This is a genomic window from Aeromonas lusitana, assembly GCF_002812985.1.
In the GTDB taxonomy this organism is placed as follows: Bacteria; Pseudomonadota; Gammaproteobacteria; order Enterobacterales; family Aeromonadaceae; genus Aeromonas; species Aeromonas lusitana.
Window position 1 is genome coordinate 1 of sequence record NZ_PGCP01000031.1, and the last position, 21,886, is coordinate 21,886.

General features: G+C 63.0%; 11 protein-coding genes and 2 pseudogenes. 5 read left to right on the top strand and 8 right to left on the bottom strand.

Annotation, left to right across the window (positions count from 1 at the left end; genetic code table 11):
* Positions 1 to 20: 20 nt before the first annotated feature.
* Positions 21 to 7,907 (top strand): annotated as a pseudogene (locus CUC44_RS16245) (T1SS-143 repeat domain-containing protein); the annotation flags it as partial.
* A 236-nt stretch (positions 7,908 to 8,143) separates the two neighbouring features.
* Here the strand turns inward: CUC44_RS16245 and glpC are convergent.
* The 5 genes and pseudogenes from glpC to CUC44_RS16265 form a co-directional block, all read right to left on the bottom strand.
* Positions 8,144 to 9,346, bottom strand: a complete 1,203-nt coding sequence (gene glpC / locus CUC44_RS16250; RefSeq protein WP_100860917.1) for an anaerobic glycerol-3-phosphate dehydrogenase subunit GlpC — start codon at positions 9,344 to 9,346, stop codon at positions 8,144 to 8,146.
* Between the two features lie 103 nt (positions 9,347 to 9,449).
* Positions 9,450 to 9,584 (bottom strand): hypothetical protein, encoded by a 135-nt coding sequence (locus CUC44_RS21410; protein WP_279627834.1) that lies wholly within the window; start codon positions 9,582 to 9,584, stop codon positions 9,450 to 9,452.
* A gap of 1 nt (position 9,585) precedes the next feature.
* Positions 9,586 to 10,851 carry a glycerol-3-phosphate dehydrogenase subunit GlpB gene (gene glpB, locus CUC44_RS16255; protein WP_100860918.1) on the bottom strand — a complete coding sequence of 422 codons (1,266 nt, stop codon included), beginning with the start codon at positions 10,849 to 10,851 and terminating at the stop codon, positions 9,586 to 9,588.
* Positions 10,844 to 12,515: pseudogene (gene glpA, locus CUC44_RS16260) on the bottom strand (anaerobic glycerol-3-phosphate dehydrogenase subunit A); the annotation flags it as partial. The gene glpB and the pseudogene glpA, both read right to left, overlap by 8 nt.
* 273 nt (positions 12,516 to 12,788) lie before the next feature.
* Entirely contained in the window at positions 12,789 to 13,244 is a 456-nt protein-coding gene (locus tag CUC44_RS16265; protein ID WP_100860920.1) for a YchJ family protein, read from the bottom strand.
* A gap of 123 nt (positions 13,245 to 13,367) precedes the next feature.
* Between CUC44_RS16265 and CUC44_RS16270 the strand changes: the two genes are divergently transcribed.
* The 4 genes from CUC44_RS16270 to CUC44_RS16285 all read left to right on the top strand — a co-directional run bounded on the left by CUC44_RS16270 (position 13,368) and on the right by CUC44_RS16285 (position 18,597).
* Entirely contained in the window at positions 13,368 to 15,035 is a 1,668-nt protein-coding gene (locus CUC44_RS16270; RefSeq protein ID WP_100860921.1) for a methyl-accepting chemotaxis protein, read from the top strand.
* A 104-nt stretch (positions 15,036 to 15,139) separates the two neighbouring features.
* Positions 15,140 to 16,351 carry an ROK family transcriptional regulator gene (locus CUC44_RS16275; RefSeq protein ID WP_100860922.1) on the top strand — a complete coding sequence of 404 codons (1,212 nt, stop codon included), beginning with the start codon at positions 15,140 to 15,142 and terminating at the stop codon, positions 16,349 to 16,351.
* On the top strand, positions 16,348 to 17,931 hold the full coding sequence (locus CUC44_RS16280; protein WP_100860923.1) for an ATP-binding protein: 1,584 nt from the start codon (positions 16,348 to 16,350) through the stop codon (positions 17,929 to 17,931). The genes CUC44_RS16275 and CUC44_RS16280 overlap by 4 nt, the downstream gene beginning before the upstream one ends.
* Positions 17,932 to 18,597, top strand: coding sequence for a response regulator (locus tag CUC44_RS16285; RefSeq protein WP_100860924.1), 666 nt, complete (start codon positions 17,932 to 17,934; stop codon positions 18,595 to 18,597).
* A 143-nt stretch (positions 18,598 to 18,740) separates the two neighbouring features.
* Here the strand turns inward: CUC44_RS16285 and CUC44_RS16290 are convergent, their stop codons facing one another.
* Genes CUC44_RS16290 through CUC44_RS16300 form a run of 3 tightly spaced genes read right to left on the bottom strand, consistent with a single transcriptional unit; the run spans position 18,741 to position 21,746 of the window.
* The gene (locus tag CUC44_RS16290) at positions 18,741 to 20,270 is read right to left on the bottom strand and encodes a tripartite tricarboxylate transporter permease (protein ID WP_100860925.1); all 1,530 of its coding nucleotides are present in this window, start codon (positions 20,268 to 20,270) and stop codon (positions 18,741 to 18,743) included.
* A 9-nt stretch (positions 20,271 to 20,279) separates the two neighbouring features.
* Positions 20,280 to 20,741 (bottom strand): tripartite tricarboxylate transporter TctB family protein, encoded by a 462-nt coding sequence (locus CUC44_RS16295; protein WP_100860926.1) that lies wholly within the window; start codon positions 20,739 to 20,741, stop codon positions 20,280 to 20,282.
* A gap of 39 nt (positions 20,742 to 20,780) precedes the next feature.
* Positions 20,781 to 21,746 carry a tripartite tricarboxylate transporter substrate binding protein gene (locus tag CUC44_RS16300; protein ID WP_100860927.1) on the bottom strand — a complete coding sequence of 322 codons (966 nt, stop codon included), beginning with the start codon at positions 21,744 to 21,746 and terminating at the stop codon, positions 20,781 to 20,783.
* Positions 21,747 to 21,886 lie beyond the last annotated feature (140 nt).

A 21,886-nucleotide genomic window follows, 5' to 3' on the forward strand; every position in this document is an offset into this window, starting at 1 on the left:
GCCTGGACGGCAAATACAACAGTCACGGCAGCCCGGTGACCTTCAGCCTGGATGCCAATGGCGATCTGGTGGGCACCACGGCCGACGGTCGTGAGGTGCTGCGCGCCGAGCTGGAATTGGTAGACAACAACGGTAACTGGAGCGTCACCAGCAAGGTGACCCTGAGCGGTGAGCTGGATCATCAGGGTAACGAATCCCTCGGCTTACCGCTGACCGTGACCCTGACCGACAAGGACGGGGACAGCGTCTCCACCGACCTGCCGCTGGTCATCAAAGATGGCAACGCACCTGGCTTCGTGGCTGGCCCCGGCGTCAATCTGGATGAGCGTGGGCTCGATGGCAACAATACCCTGACTGGGACCGGCCACTTCCAGGTCAACGCGGGCTCGGATCAAGTGAGTGAGGTGTCGTTCGCCGATCCTAATTCTCAGCCTCTGCTGATGGCATTAGGTCAGCAGGTTAAATATGAGTTGGCCGATGGGGATCCCAATATCCCGGGCAGCCAGATCCTCCGGGGTTATGTGGAAGTCAATGGCGTGCGAGTTGAGGTGCTGCAGGTCGAGATCACTGGCAACCTCAATAGCGCCACCAGCAATGGTTTTGACTACAAGGTGACTCTCTATCAGGGGGTACACCAGAATGGCGGCGCCAGCACGGATCTGCCGTTCAAGATCAATGTGGTCGATAGCGACAAGGGTGCCGGCAACAACGACAGCACCACGGGTACCCTCAATGTCAGCATCGCGGAAGGGGACAAACCGACTCTGAGTCTCACCGGCGTGACCTTGAGCGAAGGGCGCTTCGATGGCGCCAGCAGCAACCAGACCGGTGACGACCAACATGCCAGCGGCACCCTGACCATCAAGGCGGACTCCGACCCCGTGGTGGATGTGCGGCTGACCCTTGCAGGTCAGGTAGTCGATGCCAGCGGCAACCCCATCACCCATAACGGTGAGACGCTCACCTGGCAGGAGGTACCGGGCAGCAACGGCCACAGCTTCCAGGCCGTGACCACGAGCGGCACCCTGGTGCTGACGGTCACCCTGCCGAACGTACCGGGCCGCATCGAGGCCCAGACCGAGGCGCACCTCAGCTACGACGTAACCGTCCATACCAATCTGGATCACGGGGCGAGTGACGATCTCAACCTGACCCTGCCGGTGCAGGTAACCGACAGCGACGGCTCCGTGATCAACGGCAATACCAATGTGGTGATCAAGGATGCGGCCGATCCCCTGATCTCGAACATAGAGTCGGTGCGGGTCGAAGAGGCAGATCTGGATGCGAGTAGTACCCAGCACCCCGGTACCACCCCGACCGAAAGCGGGGAGGCGGCAGGTGGCAAGGTAACCATCAGCGCCGGCTCGGACCGGGTTGCTTCTCTTGAACTCGATGTGGCGGCCTTCAACCAGGCGAACCACCTCACTTCAGGTGGCAAGGATGTGACCCTGGCCGCCCACAGCAATCCGGGCTGGTATCTGGCGAGCACGGCGGATGGCAAGCCTGTGTTCTGGATCCACCTCGACATCAACGGCAGCTACAGCTTCCATCTGGTAGGTCAGCTCGATCACGGTGCCCAGGGCAAGGATGAGCTTGGCATCGAGATACCCCTGTACGTGACAGACCACGACGGGGATCGCAGCCCCAATGTGACGGTCGAAGTGACTGTGCAGGATGACATGCCGATTGGCACCAGCCTGGCTCATACCCTGAACGAGACCGGCAGCAGCGTAAATGGCGATCTGCTGCCCCCCGCCAACGAGGGGGCCGATGGCGCCAGAGTCGTCTCGGTCACCGTCAATGGTCAGGTGCATGCTTTCAACGGCAGCTTGACCCTGGACGTGATGAGCCCGGATGGCAAGCAGGTGATGGGCTCCCTGACCATAGGTGAGGACGGCAACTACAGCTTCACCCCGAGACCCGGCTTCGATCACGATGACGCCAGCCTGAGCCAGGTCATCACAGCCCAGATTGTGGACGGTGATGGCGATACCGCCGAGAGCACCCTGACCCTCAATATGGAAGACGAGGCAGTGCGCTTCACCGTGAACGCCGCGACCGGGCAGGAGGATCAGGGGGCCCAGGATCCGAGCCAGGGCATTCCCATCAACATGCAGCTCGACATCGGTGACTTCGACCGGGGCGAGCATGTGGACCAACTGCTGATCCAGGCGCCCGCCAATGCTCATGGCACCTTCTACTACAACGGGGTGGCGCTCACCACCACGGCCGATGGCAAGTGGTTCATCGTGCCGCCGGCGGCCATGGTCACCAGCGATAACGTTCACTACAGCACCTCGGGTCTTAACTTCGTACCGGCAGATGACTGGTCGAGCTGGAGCAACAACAAGCAGCCGCTGCACTTCCAGGTGCAGGTCGACGTCGGGGTGACAGAAGGGACGCCGCCACCGCCGGTAACCGGGGATCTCGCCATCACGGTGCAAGGCATCGCCGACAAGCCGGAATGGGATTCCAGCACCGCCAAGCACTACAGCATCAATGAGGATGGCAGCGGCGTTGCCCTCAATGTGCAGGCCAACCTCACGGATACCGATGGCTCAGAGACCCTGAGCTACCAGATCAAGTGGGAGTCCGGCCAGGGCAGCCTGACCCTGAACGGCAAGGAGCTCAAGCCGGATGCCAACGGTGTCTATACCGTCTCTGCCGGCGACATCAACAAGATTACCGTGGTGCCTGGCAAGGACTACAGCGGCGACATCAAGCTCTCCATCACCCCGGTCAGCACCGAGAAGACCCCCGTGGTGAGCGGCCAGGACAAGGCGCTGGGCGACAGCATAGAGCTGGTGATCAACGTCAATCCGCAGGCGGATGACGCCAAGCTGACCGTGCGCGAGATCCAGGGCAAGGAAGACACCCTGCTCAACCTGGGCAGCAAGATAGTGCTGGCCCATCTGGGGGACACTGCGGACGGCTCGGAGCAGATGTTTGTGCGCATCAGCGGCCTGCCCGCCGGCGCCACCCTGCTGCTTGGCGGCGTGGCGGTTGTCATGGATGCGAACGGCTATTACGAGGTGCCCTACGATCGCATCAATGAGCTGCAGATGCAGCCGCCCAAAAACAGCAACGTGGACTTCGATCTCACCATCAAGGGAGTGGTGAAGGACACCGCCACCCTGACCGATGCCAATGGCCAGACCCATACCGTGGTCAACGAGAAGGAGACTGGCTCCCAGAATCTGCACGTGGACATGGTCGGTGTGGTGGATGAGCCGCACTTCAACCTGGACAGCACGGGCTGGACCCCGGAAGGCAACGGCTACACCATCACCATCGCGGAAGATGGCCGGGCGCCACTGGACTTCAGACTGGAGTCGGGGGAGAAGGTCGATACTCCGCTCGATAACTCCGAAACCCTCAACCTGGTGCTGGAGGGCTTGCCGGAAGGGGCCAAGGTGTTCGATGGCAATGGCAACGAGCTGACCCTGACCTTCGCCGGTCTGGATGCCAACGGCAAGCCCATCTATCAGGTCAATGTGTCGGATCTGGGCAACCTGCAGATCCAGCCGCCGCCCAACAGCACAGCCGATATTCACCTCATCGGCCACGTGGTGGTGACAGAGAACGACGGGGATCACAAGAGCTTCGATGTGCCGCTCACCATCAAGGTGGAGCCCGCCATCGACGCCGGTGACTACGCCAAGACCAGCCATGGCTTCGAAGACGATTTTGTGACGCTGAACTGGCATCCTGACTTGAGCGACAGCGCCGAGAAGGTGACCCACCTCAGTCTCTCCGGCATCGAGCCTGGCTACGAGATCTGGGTCAAGGATGCCAACGGTACTCACCAGCTCACCCTGGGGAGCGATGGCAGCGTCACCTTGAGCGATGCGGATCTGCAGAGTCTGCTTAACGGCGGCCAACTGCTGGTGCGGGCACCGGAAGACAGCGACAAGGACACCAATATCCAGAGTCATGTGACTGTGACTCAGGTGGATGTGGACTCCAGCGCCACGGCCCAGAAGGTGATCGACGGCAATCTGCACGTGGATATCCAGGCGGTGGTGGAACCCGATGGCAATCTGGTACAGACAGGCGGGGCGCTGGAGAGCCCGGACGGGCACGATATTCCGCTTCAGGATGTCTTCGTGTTCGAAGATCTGGATCCCAGCAGTGTCGAGACCATCGACTACCTGGTCATCAGCGATCTGCCGCCGGGCTTCGTGGTGATAGGGGGGATCAACGATGGTTACGGCAACTGGACCGTGCCTCACGATGCCCTGGGCAGCTACGCCTTGCGCTCGCCTGATGGCTTCACCGGCACTGTGACCTTCAAGGTGAGTGCCCAGGTCGTCGACTTGAGTGACGACGGGGATGTGAGTGCCAGCGTGCGCAAGGACTTGAATGCCAGCGCCGACTTCCATGCTGCGACCAATTCGGGTCAGCTGGCCGCCACGGTTGATCTGGATAACAGCCAGCCCATCACAGGGGTGGAGGATCATAGCGTCGACTTCGGTTCCCAGCTCAAGAGCATGATCACCCTGGGCACGGCGGATAGCGGCGACGACGAGCTCAGCATCGTCCTCACCGGTCTGCCTCCCGGCGTCAGCGTGCAGGGGCTCACCTATGACTTCGTCAACGGCGAGTACCTGATCAAGCTGCCCAATGGGCTGAGCGATCTCGACAACCTCATCCTGACGTTGCCGGAAGACTATGCCGGCGACGATTTGAGCCTGCATGTGCGCTTGGTGAACACGGATACCGTGAGTGGCGACACCAAGACGGTGGATCAAGACATCACCCTTTCCATCACCCCTGAGGTCGACGTCAACGGCGGCGCCGATGGCATGCCGGAACTGCAGCTGAATGTGAAAGATGTGAACGGTGACGGCCAGCCGGACAACCTGGAAGACACCGAGATCCACCTCGATCTCTCGGTCAAGCTGGCGGATATCAGCCCCTCTGTGGCCAATGGCGGCCTGGAGACGGTAGAGCGGGTAACCGTGACCGTCGATGCCAAGTACGGCCACTTCCTCGACGCCAATGGCAATCCCGTCCAGTCCCTGGTGGTGGATGCCAATGGCCTCAAGGATCTGGTGTTTATTCCCAAGGAGCACTTCAGCGGTCAGGTACCGCTTGATGTGACCGTGGATATCCTGGATACCGCCACCACGGGCACGGATACCGGCAGTTGGAGCGGCCAGGTGGGCTTCGAAGTCAAACCGGTCAATGACCCGGCCAAGATCATAGTGCACAACGTGCAGGGTGATGAGGATGGCAGCGTCAACCTGGGGGGCTTCGGGGCCGAGCTTGTCGACACCGACGGCTCCGAGCAGATAGTGGGGCTGCAGATCACCGGGGTGCCGGATGGCTTCACCCTCTCTGCCCCTGCGGTCAACAACGGCAACGGCGTCTGGCAGATCCCCGTGGGGACCGATTTCTCCAGCCTGGCCCTGATCCCGCCGGCGGATTTCAGCGGCAGCGTGGATCTCACCCTGACCGCTTACACCCTGGACAATGGTCTGAGCGTCCCACTGGGAAGCAGCGGTAACTTCACCGTCACCGTCAACCCGATAGGGGATGTGATCATCGCCGATATCGAGACCAAGGCGAGTGGCACCGAGGGGGATGTGATCACCCTGAACCTGGGGCTGGAGACCCGGGATACCCAGGCCACCGGCGGCAGTGCCGGCAACGTGCATGAGAATGGCCCCGAGCAGGTGCGCGTCACCATCGAAGGGGTTCCCGATGGCGCGCAAATCCGCCTGCCAAACGGGGTCAATGGCACAGTGGTGGATCTTGGCAACGGTCGCTGGCAGGTCACCACGGATGGCACCAAGCTGGGAGCCATCGAACTGGTGACCAACGATGCCAACGGCGCCCTGGATCTGAAAGTGACGGCCCAGAGCGTCGACAACGGCGCCCTCGGCCCAGAGGTCAACGGCACCATTCACGTGGATATCAGCCCGGTCAACGATGCGCCCATCAACGTGCTGCCAACGGATCCCCAGGTGGCGCAGGAAGATCAGCCCTTCGTCATCAAGGGCCTGCAGGTACAGGACGTGGATGCGGGCAGCGGCGACATGAAGGTGACCCTGTCGGTGGAGCACGGCACCCTCAACATTCCGGCAGGCAGCGGGGTGACAGTGGTGGGCAACGGCACCGGCTCCCTGGTGCTGAGCGGATCGCTGGATGCCATCAACGCGCTGCTGAACGGCGGTCTGACCTATCAGGGCAACCCGGATTACCACGGCAGCGACAACCTGACCATGGTCACCAATGACAATGGCAACACCGGCAGTGGCGGGGCGCTCAGCGACACAGACGTGCTGCCCATCGAGGTACAACCGGTCAACGATGCTCCCGTCAACGTCTTGCCAAGCGATCCCCAGGTGGCGCAGGAGGATCAACCCTTCGTCATTCACGGCTTGCAGGTGAGTGACGTGGATGCGGGCAGTAGCCCCCTCACAGTGACCCTGTCCGTCCTGCACGGCACCCTGAACCTGGTGGCAGGCAACGGCGTGACTGTCACCGGTAACGGCACCGGCTCCCTGGTGCTGAGTGGCTCGCAGGATGCCATCAATGCGCTGCTAAACGGCGGCGTCACCTATCAGGGCGAGCAGGACTTCAATGGCCAGGATGCCCTGACCATGGTGACCAACGACAACGGCAGTACCGGCAACGGTGGCGCCCAGAGCGATACCGACGTGCTGCCCATCGAGGTGGAAGCGGTCAACGATGCCCCGGTCAACCAGGCGCCTGACACAATGCAGGTGAAGGAAGACGGTGCACTGTCGCTCTCCGGCATCAGCGTCAAGGACGTGGATGCCGGCAGTGCCCCCATGTCCATGGTGCTGAGGGTGGAACACGGCGTGCTGACCCTGCTCGGGGCGGCGGGCGCCGTCAATGTGCAGGGGGCGGGGACCAATGAAATCACCCTGGTGGGATCCCTTGCGGATCTCAACGCGCTGATCAATGGTCAGTTGCACTACGAGCCGGCCAAGGACTTCTGGGGTCAGGACAACCTGACCATCACCACCTCGGATCAGGGCAACACCGGCACTGGCGGTGCGCTGACCGACACCTCCACCGTCGGCATCACTGTCACGGCTGAGGCCGATGCTCCCCAGCTCAGTCTCGGGGCTCACGACATCCATGCCCTGCAAGGGGCCTGGGTGCCGCTGAATCTCAGCGCCAGCGTGGTCAACCCGGCGCCGGGTGAGCTGTCGGTGCGGATCCAGAATCTGGGCGGTGCCCAGGTGGTGGACGAGCACGGCCAGAGCGTGGGCCATGCCGATGGCAGCGACTGGCTGCTGCCCATGGATCAGTCGGTGCCTCTCTATCTGAGCGGGCTGACGGCGGGGGACCACACCCTCACCCTGAGCGCCGAGTCGAGTGCGGGAGGCATCACAGTCGGTTCTACCCCGGAGACCCTCAACATCCACAGTCAGAGTGGCAACACACTGACCGGCACGGACAGTGCGGACTGGCTGTTTGGCTCAAGCGGTGATGACAGGATCCTGGGCGGTCTGGGGGACGACGTGCTGCGCGGTGGTCAGGGCAACGACACCCTGACCGGCGGCGGTGGCAGCGATCTGTTCGTGTGGGGCAGCGGTGATGAGGGGAGCGCCGGGCAACCGGCTCTGGATACCATCACCGACTTCAATCCGACCCAGGGGGACAAGCTCGATCTGGCGGACCTGCTCAAGGGAGTGACCGACAACAGCGTGGATGGCCTGCTCAATCACCTGTCTGCCTCTGTTACCGCTGGTAGCGGTGGCCTGAGCGACGTGAACCTGTCGGTCTCCCCGGCGGGGGATGGTCAGGTGACCCAGCAGATCACCCTGAAGGACGTGGATTTGAGCGGCTGGAACTTAAGCGGCTCCTCCTCCCACGACATACTCCAGTCCATGCTGGATCAGCACAGCCTGATCATCGAACACCCTTGATGGACGGGAGATAAACGAAAAGAGCCGGCAATTGCCGGCTCTTTGTTTTTCTGCGTGATTGTTTTTAGGTTATGTCGTTATTTTTGTGTGTGGTGGATGCTTGGCGCATCCAGATGGTAAATGGGCAGTGTTTATTGCTTATGTCAGCGCCTTAGGTAGCAGATGGATGGGGTGCTCGCAGCGGGAGAGGGATGTGCTCATCTCGTCCACCCATGCGCCACTTCCATCCGCATCCGTCAGACCAGCGCCTGTGCCAGCAGATGGATGGGATGTTCACAACGGAACGCCGTGCTCATCTCTATCTGCCACTTGCAGGTCTCGCAGTCGGTGATGACGAGATCAGGCTTGAGGCGATTAATCTGATCAAACAGCCCTTCGCCGATGGCCTGGCTGGTCTGGTAGTTCTCCGATTTGAAGCCGTAGGTGCCGGCGATGCCACAGCACTGGGAGTCCAGTACCGTCACCTTGACCCCAGGAATGGCGCGCAACAGCTCGAGTGTGTAGATGACGCCCCCCATCTTCTCCATGTGGCAGGGGGTGTGGTAGGCGATGTGCAAGCCCAGTGGCTTCATGGCTGGTTTGTTGCCACGGTAGAACTCGTTCCAGATAAACCGCGTCACCAGGGAGATGCGATCCCGCACCTTGCGGTTGTCCTGCTCCAGCAGGTGGGGGTATTCGTCCCTCAGGGTGAAGCCGCAGGTGGAGGAAGTGGCCAGCAGCGGCATCTCGTTGCCGAGCAGGCTGTTCTCCATCTGCTTGATATTGAACGCCGCCTGCTGTTTGGCCTTGTCCATGAAGCCGTTGGCAATCAGCGGCACACCGCAGCACTTCTCCCGCGCAAGCAACTGCACGCCGATATTCATGGCGTTGAGCACCTGCACCAGCTCCTTGCCGAGCTGGGGGTGGTTGTAGTTCACATAGCAGCCGTGGAAGTAGGCAATCTGACGCTCATAGCTGGCCTGAACGTCTTTTTGCTTCTTGTACCAGCCCCGGAAGGTGCCTTGGGAGTATTTGGGCAGATCCCGGTGGGAGGAGACCCCGAGCGCCTTGTCCAGCACCTGCTTCACGGGCTTGAGGCCGGTGGTGAAGTTGACCACGGGGGCCATCAGGGTGGACATGCTGCCCATCAAGTCTGTGTGGGAGAGCACGAACTCGCGGATCCCGGGCTTGATGCCGCCGTACTGGTGCTTGGCCTTGGCGATAATATCGCCGATGCGCACCCCGCTTGGGCAGGCCACCTCACAGCGCTTGCAGTTGGTGCAGTACTTGAGGGCGCTGTCAAACAGCTCGGGGCTCTTGATGCGCAGCCGCTCGCCGTCGGGGCCGGCCTGTTTCGGGCCAGGATAGGCGGGATTGGCCTTGGCCACCGGGCAGTAGGCGGTGCAGACGGTGCATTTGATGCACTGATCGAAGGTTTGATTGGCGTGATCCAGTAGCATGATTTACTCCTCCCTGGCCGGATTGGCAGCATAAATGGCGCGGCAACGGGATGATGGGCAGGGCAGTTTACTGCCCTCGGTGACATGGGAAAGGGCTGTCATCTCAGACTCCCGCCAGGATATGGCCGGCGACTTGCCAGCCGGTGGCAACCGCGACCCCGGATCCGGAACCCTCTTTGCATTGGGCGTCGTAGTGGGCCAGTGCGCAGCCTTGAGTAAATAGAGAGGTGTGACTCATCTCAGACCTCTGCCAGGATATGACCGGCAACCTGCCAGCCGGTGGCGACGGCGACCCCTGAGCCGGAACCCTCTTTCACCGGGTCATAGTGGGCCAGCACGCTGCCGGCGCCATAAAGGTTGCGAAGTGGCTTGCCGCCGCGCAGTACCCTCAGCTTGTCGTCCGTCTTGACCCCGAAGCCCATAAAGGGGTGGTGGTCGAACAGGCGGCGACCGGCCCAGGCGTCGCGCTCCGGCAGGCTCAGCACGTCGGCATCGAAGATGGGCTCGCGAATGCCGCCAAGGCGCGATTCCAGCCCACGGCTGAAGAAGCTGCCGGAGGCGAGCACGAAGTACGCTGCCTCGAACAGCTGATCGTCGCCGTTCTGGCTATGAACCCCGATCACCTTATCTCCCTCGTAGCGGGCGCCCAGCACCCGCTCACTGGTGAGGAAGGTGCCGCCAAGGGCCATGAAGCGGCGCTTGAGCGCCTCCTGCATCCGCATGCCGATAAGGGAAGGCGGCATGGTGGCGACTTCGCGGAGGGTGCAGCCGGTGAGTTTCTCCAATTCCGCCAGACGCGGGCCGACCAGCCCCAGGGACAGGCAGGCGGGCAGCACTATATGACGGCAAGCGGGCTCGCCACTCTCGCGCACCATGCGGCTTATCTCGCGGGCGAGATCCGCCAGCAGGTTCGGCTGTCTATCAAACAGGCGGGCGATGTCGGCGGAGCGAAACTCGTGGGGGTTGCGGCTGAACTCGGCCAGCTGGGGCAGGCGGATCTCGCCGGTCAGGATGCGGCAGTGGGCGAAGCGCGGTTGGGTCGCGAGATTGGCCGCTGCCAGCGCCGGGTGAAAGTCGCGAAAACCTTCCAGGGTCGCCAGCAGCAGGCTGTCTGGGACCGGGGCCTCGGTCACATAGGCGCAGGTCGCAGGGGAGATCCAGGTGCGCTTGAGGGTACCTATGGGGGTGATCCGCTGGTGGTTGTGCTCCTCGCGATAGAGCGGCAGCCCATCTTCGGCGCAGTGGCGCTGCAGATCCGTGAGGCTGGCCTCTATGTTGGCGAGCCCCACCTTGGCGTAGGGATGATCGGGTTGCGCGGCCATAAAGGCGGGCAGGGCGGCGCGAGGATCTCCCTGGGTGTCGAGCAAGTCGATGGAGCCGGAGGAGAAATGCAGGGCGCTCTGGCCCGAGGCCATCAGCAGTGTCTTCTGGCCCGCCTCGGCCAGACGCAGGGCGGCTGACAGGCCCGCCATGCCGCCACCTATGACTATGGTATCGAATCTCATGATGGCTCTCCTTGAGTGGCGGGGCGGGTCTGCCCAGTAAGGTCGGGGGAGGGAACCAGCTGGGGCGTGGTCCATTCACCGAGGCCAAACAGCCCCTCGTAGATCCAGTAGGTAAACTCGGTCTCCCGCAGGGCATCGCCCCAGAGCACGGGACGGGTGCCCTTGTGGCGCTCCTCCAGGAACTGGCGCAGCATGACGCAGGCCTCGCGGCCATCGGCCTTGCCGTACTCCTGCATCAGGCCGGCGGCGCGATAGGCGCACAGCTCTCCCTGACAGGGACCCATGCCGAGCCGGGTGCGGCGGCGCAGATCCACCAGGTTGTCCACGTCGAGCTCGCGCAGGGCGTATTCGATCTCCCCGGCGGTCACCATCTCGCACTCGCAGATGAGGGCGTTGGCCCTGGGGTTATCGCGGAAAAATGCGATGACCCGCTCGCCGTGACGATACTGGGCCGAGCCCTCGACCGGGGCGCTGAGGCCGGGGGCGGAGACCTTCTCCGGCTCCCGCGAGCCCGGCAAGGAGAGCTCGGCGGTGCGGCAGGGCTGGCTGTTGCCAAGCTTGTTGGCAACCAGATCCGTGGCCCATTCGGCCATCAGTCGGTAGGTCATCAGCTTGCCGCCCGTGATGGTGTTGAAACCCTTGAGACCGTCGCGCTCGGCGTGATCCAGCAGCACTATGCCGCGACTGATGTTGCGGCCTGTCTCATCCCCGTCCACCGCCACCAGGGGGCGAACCCCGGCGTAGGCGCGCAGCAAGCGGGTGCGCGCCATCACGGGGGCGAGTTTTATTCCCTCCCGCAGCAGTACCTCGACCTCCTCTGGATCCACGCTCAGCTGATCGATCTTGTGGTAGTCGATGCGGCTGGACGTGGTGCCGATGAGGGAGATGGTATCCCCCGGCACCAGAATGTCCGCGTCCGCCGGTTTGCGGGCGCGGTTGAGCACCATCTGGTTGATGCGGTAATCCATGATGAGCAGGGAGCCCTTGGCCGGGAACATGCGGATGCCGAGATCCGCGTACTCGCAGATCTGCTGGCCCCAGATGCCGGCGGCGTTGATCACCTCCTGGCACTCCACCTCGAACGCCTCGCCGGTGCGGGTGTTGATGGCCCTGACCCCGTGCACCCTGTCCTGGGTGCGGAGCAGCCCCAGCACCTTGCTGTGGGTGAAGATGCGGGCGCCGTGTTCTTTCGCATCCAACACGTTGGCGGCGGCGAGGCGGAAGGGATCGACGGTGCCATCGGGCACACGTATCGCACCGATCAGCGCCGGGTTCACATTGGGTTCGAGGCGCAGGGCCTCGCGGGGATCCAGTTGCTGGGTGTCGATGCCGGCCTGGGCGCAGGCGCTCATGAAGCTGGCCTGAAAGCCGATGTCATCTTCCGGCAGGGTGACGAAGAGGCCGCCGGTGTCCTCGACGCAGTGGCTGGCGATCCGCTTGAGGATACGGTTCTCCGCGATGCATTCGCGGGCGGATTCCGGATCCGTCACCGCATAGCGGGCGCCGGAGTGGAGCAGGCCGTGGTTGCGGCCCGTGGTGCCGGCGGCGATGTCGTCCCGCTCCAGCAGGATGCAGTCGATGCCCCGCAGCGCGCAGTCGCGCATGATGCCGGCGCCGGTGGCGCCGCCGCCTATGATGACGACTTCTGTGGTTATTCTTTTCATTCTTGCCCGTCTCATCTCTTCCAGATGAGGCCAGTGTGGCGCCTTTGGGGGCAAGAATGTTTGATATGGGCCAAGATAATGTTCGCAAACGCTCACAAACGCCAGGGTAATGAGCAAATTGTGATTGTTATCACACTGCAGGCATCAAAAAAGGGGCCGAGGCCCCTGTGCTGTGGCCTCTCATGGCCTATGTGGTGGATATTTGTGCTGCCCATGGACGTTTTTTGATGTCACTTTGACTGCCAAGGTGCATGGTCTCGGTGGTTTATCTGCTTAGCCGCAGCACTTCTTGAACTTCTTGCCACTGCCGCACGGGCAGGGATCGTTGCGGCCCATCTTGAGCGGCGCCGGATCCTGCTCGCCGTCGGTGTAGACCCAGCGGCCCTGATAGCGCACGAAGCGCGAGCGCTCATGGAGGCAATGACGCTCGTCCCCCTCCAAAAACCAGGCCTTGAACTCCACCGTGCCTGTGTCATCCCCCGGGCTGCCTTGAGCGGTGAGGATCTCCAGCCCGTCCCACTGGGTGTCGCTCTGGGAGAGTTGCTCTTTCGTCAATCCTCCCAGAAAGTCCGGGTGCCAGCTGTGCACCAGATAGTCGCCGAGCCCCAGCACGAAGGCGCTGTAGCGCGAGCGCATCAGCTGCTCGGCGCTGTCGGCCGGCTGGCCTTGGTGCAACAGGGCGCAGCAGTGGGTGAGAGAAAGTGTGGAACCGCAAGGACATTGGCTCATGAGTCAGTTCATCGGGTCGATAAATAAGGTGGCGGGATTGTAGCGAAAGCGGCCCCCCTTCGGCCAGAGGTCGAACTGGTAGGAACGGAACACCCACATAAAAATGGCTAAAGGAAGTACAAGATGACTCTGAAACAGAAGATCCTGTTATTGGGCGCGCTTCCCGTGCTGCTGATGGCCCTGGTGGTCAATCTCAGCAACTATCTGATCTCCAAGAACTCGCTGGAATCTGAACTGGTAGTGGCACGGGACAAGGCGCTGTCGGATCGCAAGGAGCTGCTGAGCAGCTACCTGATGCTCGCCAAGACCGCCATCGCGAAAGAGTATGCCGCGCCGGACAGCCCACAGGCGCGCGAGCGGGTCAAAGAGATACTGCGGCCACTGCGCTATGGCAGCGACGGTTACTTCTTCGTCTACGACTTCCAAGGGGATACTGTGCTGCTGCCCACCCGCCCCGAGGTGGAGGGCAAGAACCGCTGGCAGGACAAGGATGCCAAGGGCACTTTGCTCATCCAGGAGATCATCAAGGCGGCCCGGGAGCGGGATGGTTACTCCGAATACTGGACCAACAAGCCCTCCCTCGGCCGCGATGCCCCCAAGCTCTCCTTCAACCTGGTGCTCGACAAGTATCAGTGGGTGGTGGGCACAGGGTTTTATATAGATGACATCGACAGCGAGCTGGCGGCCCTGCGCGCCGAACGGGAAAGCAACATGCACGCCTCCCTGCAGACCGGGGTGCTGCTCATTCTGCTGATCCTGGGGGTGACCCTGGCGGCGACCGTGGCGATCGGCAACCGGGTCACTAGGCCGCTGGCGGAGGCGGTATCGGCCCTCAATGACATCGCCGACGGGGACGGGGATCTGACCCAGCGCCTCAAGGTGCAGAGCAAGGACGAGGTGGGCCAGCTGGCCAGCGCCTTCAACCGCTTCGTCGAGCGCATCCAATCCGTGGTGAGCCAGGTGGGGGAGACCAGCCATCAGCTGCTCGGCGCCGTGGAGAAGCTCCATCGCCTGAGCGAGCACTCGGACAAGCAGATGCACGGCCACGGCCGGGAGACGGATCAGGTGGTCACCGCCGTGACCGAGATGAGCTCCACCGCCCAGGAAGTGGCGGCCAGCGCCTCCAATGCGGCCAGCGCCACCAGTGACGCGGCCCGGGAGTCCGACGCCGCCCGCGAGGTGGTGGGCAGTGCCATCGGCAGCATTAACCGGTTGGTGGAGGAGGTGCACACCGCCTCCGGCGTCATCGAACAGCTGGCCCAGGAGACCGGCAAGATAGGCTCGGTCGTGGAGGTCATTCGCGGCATCGCCGAGCAGACCAACCTGCTGGCCCTCAACGCCGCCATCGAGGCGGCCCGGGCCGGTGAACAGGGGCGGGGCTTTGCCGTGGTGGCGGACGAGGTGCGATCCCTGGCCGGCCGTACCCAGCAGAGCACCAAGGAGATCAACGAGATGCTGCAACGGCTGCAAGTGGGGGTGAAGCAGGCGGTGGAGGTGATGCAGGCCAGCGAGTCACGCAGCCAGGAGACGGTGCAGGAGGCGAGCCACATCGCCAGCTCCCTCGACAGCATGGTGGCCGCGGTCAGCACCATCAATGACATGAACATCCAGATAGCGACCGCCGCCGAGGAGCAGCACGCGGTCTCCGAGGAGATCAACAAGAACCTGGTGGCCATCCAGCAGATCGTCAGCGAGCTGACCGAGGCGGCCGGTGAGTCCAATACCACCACTCGCGCCCTGGCGGGCACGGGTGACAAATTGCGCCAACTGGTCTCCCGCTTCCGTTACTGATCGCATTTTTGCCGTCTGGTGGTTATTTCCAGACGGCAAATTTGGGGATCGCCGCAGAATGTGGGAAAATCGCGTCATTCGTTCTTTTCGTCAGCCCCTATCCCATGAATGAGATCGTGAAAGGCAGTATCGATTTGATCCGTCAGCTCAACTACGGCCTGGTCTATGCCAGCCTGGAAGAGCACAAGGAACTGTCCCGTACCGATCTGTCCCGTTTGACTGGCCTCTCGCCCGCCAGCATCACCAAGATCACCCGCGAGCTGCTCGATGGCGGCCTGGTCGTCACCTGTGGCGAGAGCTCGGTGGGGCGTGGCCGTCGCCAGACCTTGCTGCGCATCAACGAGCGCCGCTTCCAGTTTCTCTCCATGCGCCTCGGTCGTGGTTACGTGGACATGGCCCTGTTCGATCTGGCGGGGCACTCCCTCGCGCGCCATCGCCACCTGTTCAGCGAGGATGAACGCGCCGACCTGCTGGCCAGTCTGGTGCGGGCCATCGATGTCTTCTTGCCGAAAAAATCCCTGCGTCTGGCCTGTATCGCCCTCTGTCTGCCGGGCCAGGTGGAGCGCCACTCCGGCATGGTCAAGCACTTCCCCTTCTACGATCTGCGCAACTGGCCGCTCGGGCCAACCCTGCAGGAGGCGTTCGAGGTGCCCGTGCTGGTGAGCGGCGACGTGCGCACCTGGATCCAGGCCGAGCGCGAATGGGGCGCCGCCAAGAATTGCGCCGATGCGGTGCTGGTGTTCGTGCACAACGACATTGGGGTCGGCATGGTGGTCAACGGCCAGCTCATCGAGAGCGAGTCGGCCCTGCTCGGGGATCTCAGTCACCTACAGCTCGAACCCTATGGCCAGCGCTGCTATTGCGGCGGTTTTGGCTGCGCCTGCACGCTGGTGACCAATCAGGCGCTGGAGGCCCAGTACCGGGATCTGCGCGAGCGCATGCAGGAGCATGACCTGCCCGAGAGCGTCAATATCCGCGAGCTGTGCGAGCTGGCGCTGGCGGGCAACAGCCTCTGCCAGGACATACTGCATCAGGCGGCGGGGCGCCTCTCCCGGGTGCTCGCCAACCTCATCTGCCTGCTCAATCCGGGCAAGTTGCTGCTGGGGGGGGAGATCACCCGCGCCGATCGCCTGCTGTTCCCCATGCTACACCAATCCCTGGCGAGCCAGTTGCCGGCCGATTACCTGGTGCGCCTGCAAATCGAGTCCACCCATTTTTACGAAGACCCGACCAAGCCCACTTCTGTGCAGGTGCACAAGGCCCTGCGCGACGGCAGCCTGTTGCTCGAGTTGCTGCGAGGCGATAAAGAGGCATGAGACTCGGGTTGCAAGGACGCTTCCTGCTCATGCTCTGCCTGGTCAGCCTGCTGCAGCTGGTACTGCTGAGCGGGGCCAGCTACTACTATGTCTCCGAGCAGCGCTACCAGGAGGTGGGGGATCAGGCCCTCGACGTGGCGCGGCTGGTGGCGCGCGAACCCGGTGTCATCGCCGGGGTGAAGCGCGGGGACAGGGCGCGGCTCAATGTGCTGGTGGAGCGGATGCGCGCCGAGGTGGGCGCCAGCTACATCGTCATCGGGGATGCGCAGGCGCGCCGTCTGGTGCACCCCAATGCGGACAGGCTCGGCAAGCCCATGGTGGGGGATGATCCCCAGCGTGCCCTGCAGGGGGAGTTCTATATCTCCCGGGCGCAGGGCTCCATTGGGGGCGCGCTGCGGGGCAAGGGGCCCATTCGGGATGAGATGGGCAAGGTTATCGGCGTGGTTTCGGTCGGTTATCTGGTACGCGACATAGACGCCGACTTGCGCGGCTTCCTGCGCTTTGGCCTGTTTTGCACCCTGCTCATAGTGCTGCTCAACAGCGCCGCCGCGGCCTGGCTGGCGCGGCGCTACAAACGGGCCATCCTGGGGTTTGAGCCCGAGCAGATTGGTCGCCTCTATGCCGAGCTCGACTGCACCCTGCGCACCGTGCGCGAAGGGATCCTCACCATAGACGAGCAGGGCCGGCTGACCTCCCTCAACCCCAACGGCATCCGGTTGCTGCGCCTGGACGAGCAGGCCGCCCGGGCCGCCATCGGCCAGCCCATCAACCAGCTGCTGCCGGGCAGTCGCATGCTCTCCCTCATCCAGGATCCCAGACCCCAATATGATGAGGAAATCGTACTCAACGGCCAGCCCCTCATCGTCAACCGCCTGCCTCTGGTGCAGGACGGGCGCCTCATCGGCGCCGTGTCGAGTTTCCGGCGCAAGGACGAGCTGGCCGAGCTCAGCGCCCAGCTCTCCCAGGTGCAGGCCTACAGCGATCTGCTGCGGGTGCAGACCCACGAACACAACAATCAGCTCGGCACCATAGCCGGCATGATAGAGCTCGGCGCCACCCAGGAGGCGCTCGCCTTCATCGGGCGGGAGGCCGCCACCGAGCAGACCCTGCTCAGCTTCCTGATGGGGGCCATCGCCAAACCCAAGGTGGCGGGCCTGCTGCTAGGCAAGTACCACAGGGCCCACGAGCTGGGTCTGGTGCTCATCGTTGATCCCGACTCCTGCCTGCTGGACATTCCCGCTAGGGTGAGCGGCTCCCAGCTGGTGACTCTGCTTGGCAACCTCATCGACAATGCGTTCGAGGCGACCCGTCGCCACGGCGCGCCCTATCAGCCCATTCGGGTGGCGTTGAGCGATCTCGGTCAGGATCTCATCCTCGAGGTGGAGGACGGGGCCGGCGGGGTGGATCCCGGGTTGGCGGGCAGGTTGTTCGAGCACGGGGTGAGCAGCAAGGCCGAGCCCGGTCACGGCATCGGCCTCACCCTGGTGCGCAAGACCCTGGATGCCCTGCAGGGGACCATCACCATCGAAGCCACGGCGCAGGGAAGTTGCGTCGTTTGTTACATTCCCAAGGAGGTGTGAGTGATCAAGATCCTGATCGTCGAGGACGATCCGGCCATCGCCGAGATCCACCGTCGCTTCGTGCAGCGGTTGGCGGGCTTTGAGGTGCTGGGGGTAGCGCTGACTTTGTTCGATGCCAGAGAGCAGATCGATATCCTCAAACCGGATCTGGTGCTGCTGGATGTCTGGCTGCCGGACGGGGAGGGCTTTTGCCTGCTGCGCGAGCTGCGCCAGGCCGGTGCCAGCCTCGACGTCATCTTGCTCACCGCCGCCCGGGAGGCCAGTGCCCTGCAGGAGGCGATGCGCCTCGGGGTGGTGGATTTCATCCTCAAACCCGTGGTGTTCGAGCGCCTGCGAGACACCTTGGAGAAGTACCGTCAAAGCAGCGCGGCCCTGGCGGCACTGGCCGACATCGATCAGCAGGCAGTGGATGCCTTGCTGGGCTCCCCGCTGCAACAGGTGGCGGCCGGTGGCCTGCCCAAGGGGATCGACGGGCTCACCCTGCAGCGGGTGTTGGCGGCCTTGACGAATGAGGGGGCCAGCGCCGAGGAGATTGGCAGCCGGGTGGGGGTGAGCCGCACCACGGCGCGCCGTTACCTGGAGTTTCTGGTGGGTCAGCAACTGGCGAGCCCTGAGCTCGAATACGGCACAGTCGGGCGGCCGGAGCGGCGCTATCGTCAGCACTGAGTTGCCGATGTTGAGAGGTTTTGGAGGGGGATCCTTCATAAAAAAAGAGCGCCTGTTGGCGCTCTTTTTATTGCTGTTTGCTTCCACTATCAAGGTCTCTGCTCATATTGGATGGGGTTTAACGGCGGCAGAGTCTCATGAATTCAGTGGCTGGTGGCGGCCTCCCCCTTGGGTTCCTTGCGTGCCTGCCACCACTGCCAGAGCGGCAACAGCAGCATCAGCAAGGTCACCAGAGTGAAGCCCAGCGTGATGGGCCGCTCCCACAGGAAGCTCAGGGAGCCGTCGTTGATGACCAGGGCGCGACGCAGGTTGTCCTCCAGCATGCCGCCCAGAATGAAGCCGAGCAGCATGGGAGCCATGGGGAAGTCCAGCAGGCGCAGACCGATGGCGATCAGTGCTACCAGTGCCATCACATAGATGTCCATGGTGTTGAAGGAGACCAGATAGACCCCGATCAGCGAGAACAGCAGCACCATGGGAATGAGCACGGGGCGCGGCACCTGCAGGATCTTGGCAAGATAGGGGATGAGCGGCAGGTTGAGGATGAGCAGCACCACGTTGCCAAGATACATGGAGATGATCACCGACCAGAACACGTCCGGGTGCTCCATGAACAGGCGCGGGCCCGGCTGGATGCCATAGGCGATGAGGGCGCCCAGCATCAGAGCCGTGGTGCCAGAGCCCGGGATCCCCAGGGTCAGCAACGGCACGAAGGCACCGCTGGAGGCGGCGTTGTTGGCCGCTTCCGGCGCGGCGACCCCGGTCATGCTGCCCTTGCCAAACTCATCCTTCTTCTCCTTGCGGGCAAAGTTGCGCTCGGCGCCATAGGCCATGAAGGAGGCGATGGTGGCACCGGCTCCCGGCAGCACCCCGATGAAGAAGCCCAGTACCGAGGAGCGGGCGATGGGAGGAGCTATCTCCTTGACCTCCTCCTTGCTCAGCTTGAGAGAACCGAGTTTCTGGATCTGCTCCGCCTCTTCGGCGCGGGAATCCTTGCCCGGGCGCAGCACCGTCATCAGGATCTCCGCCAGGGCGAAGGTGGCCATGGCCAGCAGCAGGAAGGAGAAGCCATCGCGCAGGTCGGGCAGGCCGAAGGTGAAGCGGTCAACCCCGACGCTGCGGTCGATGCCGACGGTGGAGATCATGATGCCGAACAGCGCCATGATCAGCGCCTTGAGCACCTGTCCCTTGCCGGCAAACGCCGCCACCGCCGACAGCCCCAGCACCATGAGGGCGAAGTAGTCCGCCGACTGGAAGGAGAGGGAGACCTTGGCGAGCAGGGGCGCCGCCACCATCAGGAAGATGGCAGACAGGGTGCCGCCGACGAAGGAGGCATAGGCGGCGATGGCCAGCGCCTTGCCTGCGTATCCCTTGCGCGCCATGGGGTAGCCGTCGATGGCGGTGATCATGCTGGCGGAGCAGCCAGGGGTGTTGATCAGGATGGAGGCGGTGGAGCCGCCAAACATGGAGCCGTAATAGACACCGGCCATCAGTATGATGCCGGATGCCGGATCCAGCCCGTAGGTGATGGGGATCATCAGGGCGATAGCGGTGACGGGCCCAAGACCCGGCAGCATGCCGATGAAGGTGCCGACGAAGCAGCCGACCACCACCATGAAGAGATTGATGGGCATCATGGCGGTGCCAAGCCCTTGCAAGATTCCGTCTAACATGGGTTCTCCTTATCCCAGCAACTGGGTGAACAGCCGACCCGGCTCGAGGTACACGTTGAGCCCCTTGGTCAGCAGGGCCCAGAAGATGAGGGTGAAGGGCACGCTCACCTTGCAGGCAAAGGCGAGGCTGGGCTCTCCCATCAGCCGGATGCCGGCGATGAGGAACAGGGTGGTGGCGACGAGGAAGCCGAGCCAGGTCAGGGCCACGCCGTAGACCAGCATCAGGATCAGGAAGGCGAACACCAGTCGCCAGTTGCCCGACTCTTTTTGCAGCCGCTCGCCTCCCGGCGAGGCCATCAGGATCAGGGAGAGCAAAGCGCCGACGCCGGCCAGGGCATAGGGCAGGGTGCTGGCGGTAAAGGGTTCATATTCGTCCCCCGGGTAGCCCGGGATCTGGGTGGCGTGATAGCCGTAGGCGAGGGAGAGCAGCAAGAACAGCAGCCCCCCAAACCGTTCCTTGGTCAGGTGCATGATGACTCCAATGGGCGGGCCTGGCCCGCCACGGGTGGGTTACTTGATGAAGCCGAGCTCGCGCATCAGGCCGCCAATTTCTTGTTCCTGGCTATTGAGGAAGGCGGTGAACTCGGGGCCGGATTGATAGAGATTGGTCCAGTTGTTGCGAGCACGGACCACTTCCCACTCCGGCTTGTCATACATCTGCTTGAGCAGGGCGGCAAACTCGGCGGATTTTTCCGGGCTGACGCTGGGGGAGGCGAAATAGCCGCGCCAGTTGGCAAACACAGTCGGGTTGCCCTGCTCGCTGAAAGTGGGAACGTCTTTGGCATCTGGCATGCGCTCGGAGGCCGTCATGCCGAGGATCCGCATCTGACCGGATTTGACCGCTTCCATCGCCTCGCCAAAGCCGGTGGAGAGCACCTGGGTCTCGCCCGCGAGTACCGCCGCCATGGCGCTGCCGCCGGCGTCATAGGCCACGTAGCGCAGCTTGCTGGCATCGGCTCCCGCGTTCTTGAAGGTCATGGCTGCCACCAGATGGTCCAGGCTGCCGCGGGCTGAGCCCCCCGCTATCTTCACCTTGGCGGGGTTCGCCTCATAGGCGGCCAGCAACTGGGCCCAGTTCTGGTAGGGGGAATCGAGCGGCACGGCCAGCGCCTGATAGTCGGCTATGATGGCGGCGACCGGGGTGAGATCCCGGAACGATTGCGGCAGCTCCTTGGAGAGGGATTTGACGATGATGGGAGTGGAGTTGACCATGAGCGTCTTGTCGGACTGGGCCGAGGTCTCGATCAGGTGAGCGATGGCCTTGGCGCCGCCCCCGGCGGAGATGTTCTGGAAAGACGCTGTGGTGATGAGGCCGGACTTGGTGAGCGCCTCGCCTGTGCCCCGGGCCGTGTTGTCCCAGCCGCCGCCGGCGCCACCGGGTATCAGGAAGTGAATTTCGTCTATCTTGGCTTGGACGCCGAGGCTGGCGCCCAGCAGGCAGCAGAGCAGGGTGCGCTTGAAGGTTCCTTGCAACATGGTGTTCTCCTTGTGATTGTTGCGAGGAGGTTAATTAATCATTGCGACCAGGAAAATAATCTGACCGTAATGGCTATTAAGGTTGTTCTGCCCATTCTGTTCATTCTGGTCACGGCTGAGTCTGCGAGAACCAGACGCCC